Origin of the sequence: Aureivirga marina (assembly GCF_015767265.1) — a bacterium.
GTDB lineage: Bacteria > Bacteroidota > Bacteroidia > Flavobacteriales > Flavobacteriaceae > Aureivirga > Aureivirga marina.
In genome coordinates, this window is sequence record NZ_JADPIB010000006.1 from 1 (window position 1) to 13,931 (window position 13,931).

Consider the following 13,931-nt stretch of genomic DNA (forward strand, 5'->3'; position numbering starts at 1 on the left):
AAGTGTTGGTTGTGGTAAAACTTCAATGTTGAATGGCGTTACAGTTCCACATCCTGTAACATCATTTTTAAGCACTGCATAAATTGTTTGAATCGGTGTGATTGTGTTTTCAAAAGCATCAGGTGCTGCAATGTATGCAAAAGAACCTGTGTTTCCGCCAACTTCATCAATCACTGCTTGATTTGCTTCGTTTAAATCTGTAAAATATGTGATTGAAATTCCGTTTTGACCATTTAAAATCTCTGCTGTTGTAGCGCCATTTGTAAGATCAAAAGTTACGGCTCCATCTCCATCATCACACATCTCGATGTTGCTCACTGAATTGATTAGTGGTTTTGGGTGAACAATTACGTAGAAACTTGTATATTCATAACATTCACTATCATCATAACTTACACTAACCCAAACCTGATGTACATTTTCAGTTGCATTTTGGTAATTTACAATATCTGTTCCTGTAATTTCATTAGTATCACTTAAAGCATCTGCTTCAGAATTATAATATTTTACAGTTGCAAACTCTGCAAATTCTGTAGGTTGTAAAATTTCTGTTTCTTTAATAGTTAGATTAAACAATGCAAAACCATTATAATCATCATCACAAATTTCATAGTGAGAAATATCATCATTGATTTGAGGAATTAATTGAATATTTAAAAATAAAGAAGCGATAGACCAACAACCAGTTGCTGTATCTATAACACTAAAATAAATTGTTTCACCAGAAGAAACATAGTTACTTGTATCTAAGATTGGATCAGAAAGTGGGAATTCATTATCTGGTAAACTAGCATCATAAGATTGGTAAAAACCTCCCACAACAGTACCTGTAGGAAGAGAAAGTTCTCCTTCAATAAAACTTTGTAAATCAAAAGGAACAATTGTCGTTTCTACAGTTACGCATTCATCATAACTATAAGAATCTTCAATTTGAGGAATTTCATTTAAAATTAAGAAAAAGCTATCTGTAACATCGCATTCTGCTGCTGCATTTGATAAAACATAGAAAATTTCAGCATTTCCAGAAATATAAACAGAAGGATTAATTATAAAATTATCTGTAGAAATATCTGCTAAAGTCTCATAATATTTAATTGCAAAATTTCCACCATCCGTAAGAATTGCTTCAAATTCTGTTAGATTCCATGTATTTACACCATCTTCATTATAATCACAAGCCAAAATATTTGGAGCATCTGCAATTGTTGGAGCATCTAAAATGATAATATTAAAACTTCCAACAGATCTACAATTTGTAATAGTATTTTCAACCGAAAAATTAATAATTTGACTTGAAGTTACTGTATAATTTACTGGGTCTGTAATTTCATTTCCAAGATTATCAAAATAAGTAATTTCTGTATTTGGCTCAGAATTTATAGCATCATTTTGAAAAGTTAAATCAAAAGTATATTGAAAAACTCCTTCTTGCATACAAGTTTCCAAGTCAAGCGGTGTATTTGCTTCAGGATTTTCATTTACAACCAAATCAAAAGGTTTAATTCCTGAACAAGAACCACTATTTGCATCTAATTTTACCCAAATTGTTTGAGGATTAGAAATATTTGTATAAAAATTTGCAAGAGGATTTGAATTGTTTAGAGCATCTGCTTCTGATAAAAAATAAGATGCATTATCAAAAGTCACAGAATTGGCAAGTTCTGTTGTATATTCTGACAAATTAAATTCTGTAAAATCACCATCTCCACAAATAACAAAATCTTCAGGTGTAAAAGCAATTTCGCCCTCAATTTCTAGCTGAAATTCATGTACACTAAAACATCCCATAATCGTATTTTCCATTCGAACATAAATTGTTTGTGGACTTGTAAGATTTTCGTATGTCGTAGGATTTGAAATTGCATTATCACCAATTTGTGCATCATCTAAAGTTTGATGATAAGTAACTGCAACATTCGCTTGTGTTCCAACAAAAGTAGATTCATGTAAAGTTAAATCAAATTCAGTTGAATTATTCAACAATCCATCTGTATCACACTTTTCTTGATCATAAGAAATATTTAAAGGATTTAAAAAGTTTGGAGAATCTGGAAATGTAGCAGTTCCTGTCCATTCTAAAGTTGCTCCATCTTGTTGATTCCAGTTATCTAAAAGTAAATAATATTCTTCTCCAGAAGTTACTGTAAGCCATTGAACAAATCCATTTCCTGCTGCTCCAGGACCTTCAGAAGTATCTGTTTCTGTTCCGTTCATTCCTGTCAATGCTGGAACTCCTGCTGCTTGTGGATTTGTCGCGGAACATCGGATTGGGCTTCCGAGATTATCAAATGTTACGTTTGGTCCGTAAACTGCAAAATCGTAATCATCCGTTCCGTTGTTTGAAGTTAAGGTAAAACCTAAAGTTCCTCCTGTATTTATAACAACTTTAATCCAAAGACTTTGACTTTCAGTAAAACCACAGTCGGGAGGAAAATTATTGGGATTTGAAAAATCATTGATACCTGTTCCGTTGGAATTTAAAGACATATTTAAATCTCCACAAACAGTGATTGCATTCTCTGCATCCGTTGGCTCTTGCGCATACAAAGTTGCTTTAATTAAAAAAAAGAGTACTAAAACTAAATAATTGTGCTTCATGAATTTTTTGATTTCCTTTAATAAAACATTATTTAAATGGTATAAATTATCAATTTGCTAAAAATATAGTCACAAAAGTTCAAATGTAATTATATTTTTAAGAAAACGGCAATGGGTATTCATAAATTAATCAATCAATATTTTTTGAATTTAAAAACATCTTTAAACATTTGCAAAACAACCTATTATATAAATATAAATTCAACTTGTATTTTATAAAATAAGAGCTAAAAAACAACAAAAACTTACATTTATATAAGGTAATTTTAATTAATCTTAGAATTTTTAGAAAAAACAACGATTTAAATTCGAGTAGTTTTACCAAAGTTTTGAGGAACTTAGTTATATTTGCAGCATATGCAAAAGAATATAAACATACAGAACAAAAAGGCTAGATTTCAATATGAAATCTTGGATAAATATACCGCTGGAATCAAACTTACTGGAACAGAAATAAAATCTATTCGAGAAAGTAAAGCTCGTATTACGGAAAGTTTTTGTGAATTTAATGACCGAGGTGAATTATTCGTTATCAATATGTATATCGAAGAATATATGTATGGAAATGTTTACAATCACAGACCAAAAAGTGAAAGAAAACTTTTATTGAATAAAAAAGAGCTAAAAAAACTTCAGAAAGAACTGCAAAATGTAGGTTTAACGATTGTTCCACTTCGTTTATTTGTCACTGAAAAAGGATGGGCTAAATTAGATATCGCTTTATGTCGTGGTAAAAAATTACACGATAAACGTGAAACGATGAAAGATCGTGATAACAAAAGAGATTTAGCAAGAATTAAGAAAAATTTTAATCGATGAAAAACATATTTGCATTCCTTTCATTTATTCGATGGAAGAACATCGCCCTTTTGATTGTAATGCAAATATTTTTTAAAATTGGATTAGAAAGCTCTACTTCTAAAATTTCTTTTCTACCTCCATTTTTATTTAGTTTATTAATTATTGCAACAATATGTATTGCAGCAGCTGGAAATATAATCAATGATTATTTTGATGTTGAAACGGATAAAATTAATAAACCTAAAAAGACAATTATCACTTCTTATTTTTCAAAAAAAAGAATTTTTCAATTGTATTTTTTTTTAAATAGTATTGGATTAATTTCTGGAATTATTTTAAGTTTTAAAATTGATAAAATTGCTTATTCTTTCTTTTTTATTGGAATTATTTTAGCTCTTTATTTCTATTCTAAAACTCTAAAAAAAACACTTTTTATTGGAAATTTATTAATTGCTTTTATTTTAGCTTTTAGCGTTTTGATGATTCCTATTTTTGAAAAAATTCATTTCCATCCTTCAAATAAAATCTTTATGCTTTTTTTAGAATATACTTTGTTGGTTTTTTCATTGAATATTTTTCGTGAAATCATTAAAGATATTGAAGATATTAATGGAGATTATAAAATAAACGCAAACACACTTCCAATTGTTTTAGGAAGAAAAAGAACACAATATATTTCTCTATTTTTTGGTGGAATTTCTCTTTATCTAGCAACAAGTTTAGGATTTCAAACTTTTGAGCATATCCTAGAAATTTCTATATTTTTTACTGTTGCGATTATTATTCCTATTCTTTTTATCATGTATAAAACTGCTGTTGCAGAAAAAAAAATACATTATAAAAAAATCAGTTTATACACAAAATTGGTTTTACTTCTTGGAATCATTTCTACTTTATTTACTTTTAAGTTTCTATTTTAAAACAAACAGAGAAAATTTTAATTAATTTTGCTCGCTATTTTTTAAATAGTATCTTTTTGAATCGTAAAATATTTTAAAATAAATCAGAACTAAAACATGGATTTTTTTGAAGTTTTAGAAATTTTAGGAACGTCAACTTTTGCAATTTCAGGAGCTTTGTTTGCTATTGAAAAAAGATTTGATCCTTTTGGTGTTTTTATTATTGCTTTTGTTACTGCACTTGGAGGCGGAACAATTCGCGATGTTTTAATTGATCGAAATCCAATTGGTTGGATTCATAATGTTAATTACATTTATGTTGTAATTATTTCTACAATCGTTGCAATTATTTTTCGAAAATCCATTGGTAGATTTAGTCGCTCCTTTTTTCTTTTTGATGCAATTGGTTTAGGAATGTTTACGATTATTGGTGTAAAACTTGGATTTGATGCAAAATTATCTCCAATAGTTTGTATTGCTCTAGGAACAATGTCAGCTTCTTTTGGTGGAATTGTTCGAGATTTACTTTGTAATGAAACACCTATTATTTTTCGAAAAGAAATTTATGCTACAGCAAGTATTATTGGAGGAAGTGTTTATTTTCTTCTTAAAACCTACGAACATCCATATATTATAAATTATTTAGTAACTATTTTTATTGTCATTACAATTCGTATTGTTGCTGTAAAATATCATTTATCTTTACCTACATTTTACAAAAAGAAATAATATGTTATTTAATGAATTCTTAGCTAAAACTTCACAAATTAAAGAAGCAGAATTACATCCTGAAAAGCCTTTTTTAGAAATGACTCCTGCTACAAGATTGAAAATTGATTATTCTAAAATCGATTTTACAAAAGCAAAAAAAGCAGCAGTTTTAGCACTTTTTTATCCAAATGAAAAAAATGAAACGTGTATTTTATTGACACTTCGCGCTTCTTATAATGGAACACATTCTAATCAAATTAGTTTTCCTGGAGGAAAAAGAGATAAAGAAGATAAAAATAGTAAAGAAACTGCTTTAAGAGAAACATTTGAAGAAGTCGGAATTCAAGAAATTGAAATCGTAAAAAAGCTTTCAAAAGTTTATATTCCTCCAAGTAATTTTTATGTAAGTCCTTTTTTAGGTTATGTTGAAAAACAGCCAAAATTTCACAATAATCATGAAGTTGTAAAAACAATTGAATTAAAAGTAAAAGATTTATTAGATTCAAAATTATTTACAAATGAAATTATTGAAGTAAAATATGCTGGAAAAATGAGTGTACCTTGTTTTAAACTAGGAGAATATATCATCTGGGGAGCTACAGCAATGATGTTAAATGAAATCAAATATCTTATAAAATTCCTTAAATAGATATTTCTTTTGTAAATTTGCAGACTGAATCATAAAAGAATCGAAACATACATGACTTTATTTAAAAGAAATCCTTTTGGTCATATACTATTTATAAAAAAGATTTTAATTCGTGTTTTAGGGATTGTTTCTCACAGAAGATATCACGGATTCAACAAATTACAGATTGAAGGATCTGAAATTATTAGAGATTTACCTCACAATAATGTTCTTTTTGTCGCAAATCATCAAACTTATTTCGCTGATGTTGCTGCAATGTTACACGTATTTAATGCTTCGTTAAAAGGACGAGTAGATTCTCTAAAAAACGTAGGATATATTTGGCATCCAAAATTAAATGTTTACTACGTTGCTGCAAAAGAGACAATGAAAGCAGGATTGCTACCAAAAATATTTGCTTATACAGGATCTGTTTCTATTGATAGAACTTGGAGAAGTGCTGGAAAAGATGTGAAAAGACAAGTAAAAATGTCGGATATTTCAAATATTAAAAAAGCACTTGACGATGGTTGGGTAATTACTTTCCCACAAGGAACAACAAAACCATTTAATCCAATTCGTAGAGGAACAGCACATATTATTAAAACACATAAACCTATTGTAATTCCAATTGTAATTGATGGATTTAGAAGATCATTTGATAAAAAAGGTTTATTGATTAAAAAAAGAGGTGTTTTACAATCAATGGTAATTAAAAAACCAATGGAAATTGATTATGAAAATGAATCAATTGATGATATTGTAAAGAAAATTGAATTTGCAATTGAGCAACATCCTTCTTTCTTAAAAGTAATTCCTGTAGAAGAATTAGAAAAATTCAAAAAACAGGAAGAAGAATTAAATAAGAAAAGAAATTTCTGGAATTAATAGAATAAAATAAGCCTCTGAAAAATCAGAGGTTTTTTTATGTTTTATCTTTAAAAGCTAATAAACGCAAAGCATTAAATACAACAATCACAGTAGATCCTTCATGAATTAAAACTGTTTCTCCAATTCCAGTAATTCCAAACATAGCTAAAGGAATTAAAATTAAAACTACTGAAATACTTACAATTAAATTCTGAAGAATTATTTGTTTTGCTTTTTGACTTAAAGAAATAACAAATGGTAATTTTTGAATTTTATCTGAAAGTAAAGCAACTTCAGCAGTTTCTAAGGCAACTTCCGAACCAGCAGTTCCCATCGCAATTCCGATATGACTTGCTGCCATTGCTGGAGCATCATTTACACCATCACCAACCATTGCAACTTTTTTTCCTTCTTTAATTAAAGCATTAATTTCTAAAACTTTTCCTTCAGGAAACAAATCTCCTTTTATATTTTTTACACCAATTTCTTTTGCAACTTCTTCTCCAACCAATTGCGCATCTCCAGTTAAAATATAAATAGAATGAATTTTATGTTTCTCTAAACGTTGTATTGTTTTTTTGGCTGTTTTTCTTGGCAAATCTTTAAAAGCAATAATTCCAATACATTTAGCATCATAAACCAAAACTGAAACTGTTTTTCCTTCTTTATTTAATTGTTTTAATTTTTTTGTGAAATCCTCATGTTGTTTTTTTAAAATAGATTGTTTACCAAAAATAATTTCTTTTTCATTCCAAAAAGCTTTTAATCCAACACCTTTTACTTGTTCAATATTTTTAAATCCGAAAGATTTATTCGTAATTTTTCTATGTTGAATTTCTTTATGAATCGCTTTAGATAAAGGATGTTTACTGACTTCTTCTAAATTAAAAACCAATTGTAAAATCTCTTCTTCCGAATAATTATGAAAAGAAAAAACATCTGAAACAACAGGTTTTCCATAAGTTATTGTTCCTGTTTTATCAAAAGCAATCGTATTTATGGATGCTAAAATTTCTAAAGCTCTTCCACCTTTAATTAAAACACTATTCTTTGCAGCTCTGGCAATTCCACTTAAAACTGCACTTGGTGTAGAAATCGCTAAAGCACAAGGACTAGAAGCAATCAAAACAGACATTGCTCGATAAAAACTTTCCGAAGGAGTTTCATGTGTAACTAAAAAAGCAAAACATAATAAAAACACTAAAACCAAAACTATTGGTACGAATATTTTTTCAATTTTCTTTGATAAAATCTGCGTTTTAGATTTTTTAGCATTTGCTTCTTGCACTAAATAAATCATTTTTTGTAAAACTGTATCCTTATAAGCTTTTAAAACTTTCACTTCTAAAACACCATCTTCATTAATGGTTCCTCCAAAAACTTTATTTTTCGCATCTAAATCAGAAAACAAAATTTCTTTCGAACCAACATATGCTTCTTTTTCCACAGGAATACTTTCCCCAGTAATTGTAGATTGATTTACAGCACTTGTTCCAAAAACCACAACACCATCAATTGGAATTTTAGAATCTGGATTCACAATAATGATATCATTTAATTTTAAATCTGACACAGAAACTTTTTTTCTCTTAGAATCTGAAACTTTTAAAATAGCAGTTTTAGGAAGTAAATTTCCAAGTTTTGTAATTGTATTTTTAGCTTTATGCAAAGCGTAATGTTCTAAAGAATGTCCTAAACTAAACAGAAATAAAAGCAAAGCTCCTTCTGTCCAATCTCCAAGAATAGCAGCGCCAATTGCTGCAACAATCATCAAGAAATCGATTTCAAATTTCTTTTTTCTCAGTTTTTCAACGGATTCTATAAAAATAAAATAAGCTCCAAAAAAATAGGAAATTATATAAAGTGTTAACGTTACAATACTTACTCCTTTAATTTTTTCAATCAGAAAACTAATGAAGAGAAAAATCCCACATATAACTGAAAAAACAGGTTCAATATATTCTTTAAGTAAATTCTTTGATTGTTTTATACTTTCAGACATTTCTGATTTTTTTTTAAGATTATTATCTAATTTACTTCTTTTTTGAAAAATATTTTTGATATTTTTACGTTATAGTTCAAATCGGTGCCAGATTTCCTATTAAATACAGTTATTTTATCATATTATTTAAATTATAGTATGTGTTAAAATTTGTTAAAATAATTTTATTTATTTTTCTATCAATTCTTCAAAAATTTAAGAAATTAACTAGAAATAAGTGAATTAACTTAATTTTATTTTTAGTTAAATAATAAACATTAACTTTTTATCAGTTTTTATCGTAACATTTTTAATCTAAACGTATTTTTTTAAACAAAAAAGTATATATTTGCATCAGAGTAATTTTTTAAAGTGACAATTTTATTAGAATCCTACAGTTTTATAAAATTGGACAATAACTTTATTATTTTAGATGTAAGTTTTTTTAAAGCTGCTTTTTCCAAAGCAGCTTTTTTATTTGTTAATAACTTCTTCAAATCTTACCTCCTTTTCTTAAATATTTCATAATTCTTTTGAAGCTAAATAAAATTCTATTTAACATAATTATGAATATTTTAATCTTATTAGTTAAAATTTACAATAAAAATGCATTCTTTTTATTTTTAACTAATTGACTATAAATAATCTAATTATTTTATTAATGTTTTGATATTTTATTATTTGAGAAGTGATTTTTAATAATTATTGAAATCAAAAAAAGAAAAAAAGAAAAGATTTAACACGTTAAAAAACTGATTTACAATATATTATATTAATATTTTTTGTAATTTCAATGTGATAGAAAAAGTTTTTTTAAAAAACTTATTAACATGGTTCTTAACAAGTTAGAAAAAATTTAGCAACAGGAATAATCGACTTGAAAATTATATTATTCTCCTATAGCATAAAAAATCAACCTTTTAGGTTTACAGTAACCTACAAAACTTAAAAGCAATGAAAATGAAAGTGAAAAATACCTTACTAATCAGCCTTGTCGCCATTGTGCTATTTGGTTGTCAAACATCGTCAGACAAAATTATTGTGATGACGTCTAGAACGAACACTCTAATTTCATCAAATGAAAAGGATCATTCGGATGATGTAAATTATACTGCATTTAAAAATATTCCTTGTCGTATTATATATAAGGAGAATTATATCCACAAAGATATTCGCTTAGAAAAAGATATGTTGGATTATTACGATCCAGAAATTCATGCGATTTATTATAATAATACAAAAGCTTTAGATATCAAGCCAAGGAAATTAAATGATTCTCAAAAAGTTTTAATTTATTTACATGGCGATCAAAATGTTTTTAGCTCTTTAAAAAATGCTGTTCCAATTTCTTACAATACAGGTTTAAGAGTTATATGTATTGATTATGAAAACAATAAGCAAGATGCTACAATTGATAAGGTTTTAAATACTTTCAAATTTTTATTAAAACAAGGATATCATTTAGATAACATCGGAATCTATGGAAATAATTTTGGTGGAGGAATTGCAACTGCGGCAGTTTTAAAAATGAGAAATGAAGGAATGGGAATTCCTGGAGCGATGATTTTATGTGCGCCAAATTGCGATTTAATCGTAAAATCTTGTTTAAATGAAAATTTCGAAATTGGGTTTCCTCCTACTTTAATTCAAGCTAATTTTAAAAAAGTTGGAAATATGAGTTTTTTAAAATATTACCAACGATTTAATAAATCTGGCGTTGATGTGAAACTAGATATGTATGAAGGAGCAATTTTTTCAAAAAATTCTTCTTGGAATAATAAAAATAATCAATTAGCAATTACAAAAATTAGCAGCTTTTTGAAAACAAATTTAAACTATTAGTTATTTTTTTATTTACATAATTAATTAAAAAATAGAATTCTTATTATTTATATTTCTCTTTTATCTCATTAAAAATTAACATTTTAAATATAAATAAGTAGCGGAAAATTTTATTAGTTTTATAAGAGAACTAATGAAATCATTTAAAATGAACAAAATCGCTTTCATTTATATTGCTCTCATTTTGAGCTTTATTTATTCTGCAAATGCACAAAGTAAGAAATCTTATACCATTGGATTTCTTAACGACACAATCACTCCCGACACACAAGAACATTTAAGAAATTTTGAAAAAGAAGTTAAATCCGTCGTTGGAAATGATGCTACGATTGTGTTTAATGAAAAATATAGTTTATCCAACAATTTTGATTGGAACAAGGCGGAAAAAAATTATAATAGCCTTGTAAATAATCCGGAAGTGGATATTATTATAGCTTCTGGATTAATCAACAATTATTATCTCTATTTAAAAGATGATTATGTAAAACCAACGATTGTCTTTGGAATGGTAAATCAAGATTTCATTGATATTGAAGAAAAAAGAGAAACTTCTGGAATTCATAATTTAACTTATTTAATTCTTCCTCAATCTTATAGTCGCGATTTAAGTGCTTTTCATGAAGTATTTCCATTTAAAAAAGTTGCAATTTTTGTAGAAAGAGAAGTTGCAGATATTCTTCCGATTCGAAAAGTTTTAGATGATTATTTTAAAGATAAAGATGCAAATTATGTTTTAATGCCTTTTTCTACAGCAGAAGATATTGAAAACCAAATTGAAAATAATCAAGAAATTGATGCTGTTTATTTAACCGGAGGATTTTATTTATCGGATGAAGAAATTGAAGATATTTCTAATTTATTGATAGAAAGAAAACTTCCTTCCTTTGCTTCTATTGGGAAAAATAGCATTCAACATGGAATTTTAATGGCAGATTCAACTGAAGAAAATATTGATCAAATCTATAGAAGATTATCTTTAGATGTGGAAGCAATTGTAAATGGAACAGATCCTTCAGAACTTCCTGTTTTTCTAAATATTAATACGGAACCAACAATTAATGTAGAAACAGCTTCCAAAATAAATTTGTCTTTAAAATATACAACACTAGCAAAAGCTAATTTATATGGAGAATTGGACGCTTTTGAAAATGGCGAAAAATTCAATCTTCTTTCAATTATGCAAAGAGTTCTTCAAGAAAACTTAACTTTAAGAGCAAGCGAAAAAGATGTGGAAATTCAAGATAAAGAAGTTGATTTAGCAATTTCAAATTATTTTCCAAAAGCATCTGCATCTGCTAGTTCTGTATATCTGGATCCAAAACTTGCAGAAGCTTCTAATGGACAAAATCCAGAATATAATACAAATGGTGCTTTTACTTTAGATCAAGTTATATATTCTGAGGAAGCAACTGCTGGAATTACAATTCAAAAATATTTATTAAAAGCACAAAAAGAAACGTATAATACATCTGAATTAGACGCAGTTTTTAATGCAAGCTCTGCTTATTTTAATGTATTAATTGCTAGAAAAAATGTAAATATTGATAATGAAAATTTAAAATTAACTAGAAAAAACTTAGAAATTGCAGAACAAAATTACAATGCAGGACAAAGTAGTAAAACTGATGTTCTTCGTTGGCAAAGTCAGATTGCAACAAGTACATTAAATTTAATTACTTCACAAAATACATTAAAGCAAGCTGTTTTCAATTTAAATCAAGAATTAAACTTACCAATTGAAACGAAGTTAGATATTTCAGATGCAGATTTTGGAAAAGGTCTTTTTAAAACTTATGAATACAAACAATTAGAAACTATTTTAGATTTTCCTGAAACTCGTCAAAAATTTGTAGATTTTTTAGTTGAAGAAGCAATTAATAATGCGCCTGAATTAAAATCTTTAAATTATAATATTAAAGCTTCTGAAAAAACAGCAAATTTGTATCAAAGATCAAAATTTCTTCCAACTATTGGATTACAAGCACAATATAATTACAATATTGATAGAAGTGGAAAAGGTTCTATTGCTCCTCAAGGTTTTGCACAACCAACAAATAATTACAATGTTGGAGTTAATGTTTCACTACCGATTTTTGATAGAACACAACGAAATTTAAATCGACAAAGAACAAAGATTCAGATTGAACAATTAGGTTTAAATCGTGATAATGTAGTTTTAGTAATTCATCAAAATGTAAACAATGTTGTTACAGATATTATCAATCAAATTGCAAATATTGAATTGACAAAAGTTGCTTTAAATTCTGCAAGAGAAAACTTAGAATTAAATCAAATTGCCTATTCAAATGGAGCAATTCCAATTGCAACTTTAATCGATGCACAACAAAATTATATTCAAGCACAACAAGCAAATGCAAATGCAACATATAATTATTTACTAAGTTCTATTCAATTAGAAAGATTGATTAGCTATTATATTTTATTGCATTCTAAAGAAGAAAATAATGCATTATTTCAAAGAATTGAAGAGTATTTAAATAAATAAGACACAACATGAAAAAATCATTTATAATCATATTATGTAGTTTTTTTAGCTTTTTAGTTTCATGTGGAAGCAAAGAAAATACAAAAGAAGAAATTCGAGTTCGTCCAGTAAAATATACAGAAGTTGGATTTATTGGAGGAGAAAGAACTAGAACATTTGATGGTGTTGCTAGAAATAATAAAGAAGTGAATTTAAGTTTTCGTATTCCAGGAATTATCACCTATTACAATTTAAAATCTGGGCAAAAAGTAAAAGAAGGAGAACTTTTAGCAAAACTTGATAATGCAGAAACAACATTAAGTTATGAGCAATCTTTAGCTTCTTTAAATAGTGCGCAATCGCAATTAAATACGATGCAATCTACTTTAGATAGAACGAGAACTTTATATGAAAAAGGAACAAATTCTTTAAGTGATTATGAAAATGCAAAAAATAGTTATGCAAGTGCAAAAGCAAATTATCAATCTGCATTAAGAAGTGTTGATATTCAAAAAAAGCAAATTAGTTATGCTTCTATTTATGCACCTTTTGATGGAACAATTATTTCAGAAGATGCAGAAAAAGATGAAACAGTAAGTACAGGACAATTAATTGCGGTTTTAAATGCAGGTGGAGATATGGAAGTTCGATTAGGAATTCCTGAAAATGTAATTAATAAGATACAAATGAATATGGAAGTGACAATCACCTTCCCCTCTCTTGAAGGTTTAGTTTTTAAAGGTGTGGTTTCACAAATTACACCAGCAATTGATCAAAATACCTCAACATATCCAATTAAAGTGAAAATCCTAGATCCAATAAATGATATTCGCTCAGGAATGGTTGCAAAAGTTAGTTTTGATTTTGAAACAAATACAGATAGAAATGTTTTAGTTGTTCCAATTAATGCTGTCGGAAAAGATGGTGAAGGAAATTTTGTTTTTCTTATTAAATCAACAGATGAGAAAACTGGAATTGCTGAAAAAAAATACATTCAAATTGGAGAATTAACTGCCGAAGGTTTTGAAGTAGAAAACGGTTTACAATTTGGAGATAAAATAGCAACTGCTGGATTACAATCATTGTTGAACGGACAAAAAGTTCTTTTAGATTAAA

Annotated in this window: 10 protein-coding genes; 8 read left to right on the plus strand and 2 right to left on the minus strand. The window is 27.4% G+C overall.

Annotated elements, in window-relative coordinates; translation table 11 throughout:
* Positions 1-2,598 (minus strand): hypothetical protein (locus tag I1A51_RS13005; protein WP_196894574.1); only part of this gene is annotated, 2,598 nt, incomplete at its 3' end.
* A 357-nt stretch (positions 2,599-2,955) separates the two neighbouring features.
* Between I1A51_RS13005 and smpB the strand changes: the two genes are divergently transcribed.
* The 5 genes from smpB to I1A51_RS13030 all read left to right on the plus strand — a co-directional run bounded on the left by smpB (position 2,956) and on the right by I1A51_RS13030 (position 6,525).
* Positions 2,956-3,417 carry an SsrA-binding protein SmpB gene (gene smpB / locus I1A51_RS13010; protein WP_196894582.1) on the plus strand — a complete coding sequence of 154 codons (462 nt, stop codon included), beginning with the start codon at positions 2,956-2,958 and terminating at the stop codon, positions 3,415-3,417.
* On the plus strand, positions 3,414-4,319 hold the full coding sequence (locus tag I1A51_RS13015) for a geranylgeranylglycerol-phosphate geranylgeranyltransferase (protein ID WP_196894584.1): 906 nt from the start codon (positions 3,414-3,416) through the stop codon (positions 4,317-4,319). The genes smpB and I1A51_RS13015 overlap by 4 nt, the downstream gene beginning before the upstream one ends.
* Positions 4,320-4,415: 96 nt before the next feature.
* The gene (locus tag I1A51_RS13020) at positions 4,416-5,027 is read left to right on the plus strand and encodes a trimeric intracellular cation channel family protein (RefSeq protein ID WP_196894586.1); all 612 of its coding nucleotides are present in this window, start codon (positions 4,416-4,418) and stop codon (positions 5,025-5,027) included.
* A 1-nt stretch (position 5,028) separates the two neighbouring features.
* On the plus strand, positions 5,029-5,658 hold the full coding sequence (locus I1A51_RS13025) for an NUDIX hydrolase (RefSeq protein ID WP_196894588.1): 630 nt from the start codon (positions 5,029-5,031) through the stop codon (positions 5,656-5,658).
* A gap of 51 nt (positions 5,659-5,709) precedes the next feature.
* The gene (locus tag I1A51_RS13030; RefSeq protein WP_196894590.1) at positions 5,710-6,525 is read left to right on the plus strand and encodes a lysophospholipid acyltransferase family protein; all 816 of its coding nucleotides are present in this window, start codon (positions 5,710-5,712) and stop codon (positions 6,523-6,525) included.
* Between the two features lie 37 nt (positions 6,526-6,562).
* On the opposite strand, the gene I1A51_RS13035 is transcribed toward I1A51_RS13030, so the two are convergent.
* A complete protein-coding gene (locus I1A51_RS13035; protein ID WP_196894592.1) occupies positions 6,563-8,509 on the minus strand; it encodes a heavy metal translocating P-type ATPase in 1,947 nt (648 codons plus the stop codon).
* A 1,023-nt stretch (positions 8,510-9,532) separates the two neighbouring features.
* On the opposite strand from I1A51_RS13035, the gene I1A51_RS13040 reads away from it, so the two are divergent.
* From I1A51_RS13040 to I1A51_RS13050, 3 genes are all read left to right on the plus strand, one after another.
* Positions 9,533-10,330, plus strand: a complete 798-nt coding sequence (locus I1A51_RS13040; RefSeq protein ID WP_196894594.1) for an alpha/beta hydrolase — start codon at positions 9,533-9,535, stop codon at positions 10,328-10,330.
* Between the two features lie 148 nt (positions 10,331-10,478).
* Positions 10,479-12,836 (plus strand): TolC family protein, encoded by a 2,358-nt coding sequence (locus I1A51_RS13045; RefSeq protein ID WP_196894596.1) that lies wholly within the window; start codon positions 10,479-10,481, stop codon positions 12,834-12,836.
* Between the two features lie 8 nt (positions 12,837-12,844).
* Positions 12,845-13,930 (plus strand): efflux RND transporter periplasmic adaptor subunit, encoded by a 1,086-nt coding sequence (locus I1A51_RS13050; RefSeq protein ID WP_196894598.1) that lies wholly within the window; start codon positions 12,845-12,847, stop codon positions 13,928-13,930.
* The last annotated feature ends 1 nt before the right edge of the window (position 13,931 follow it).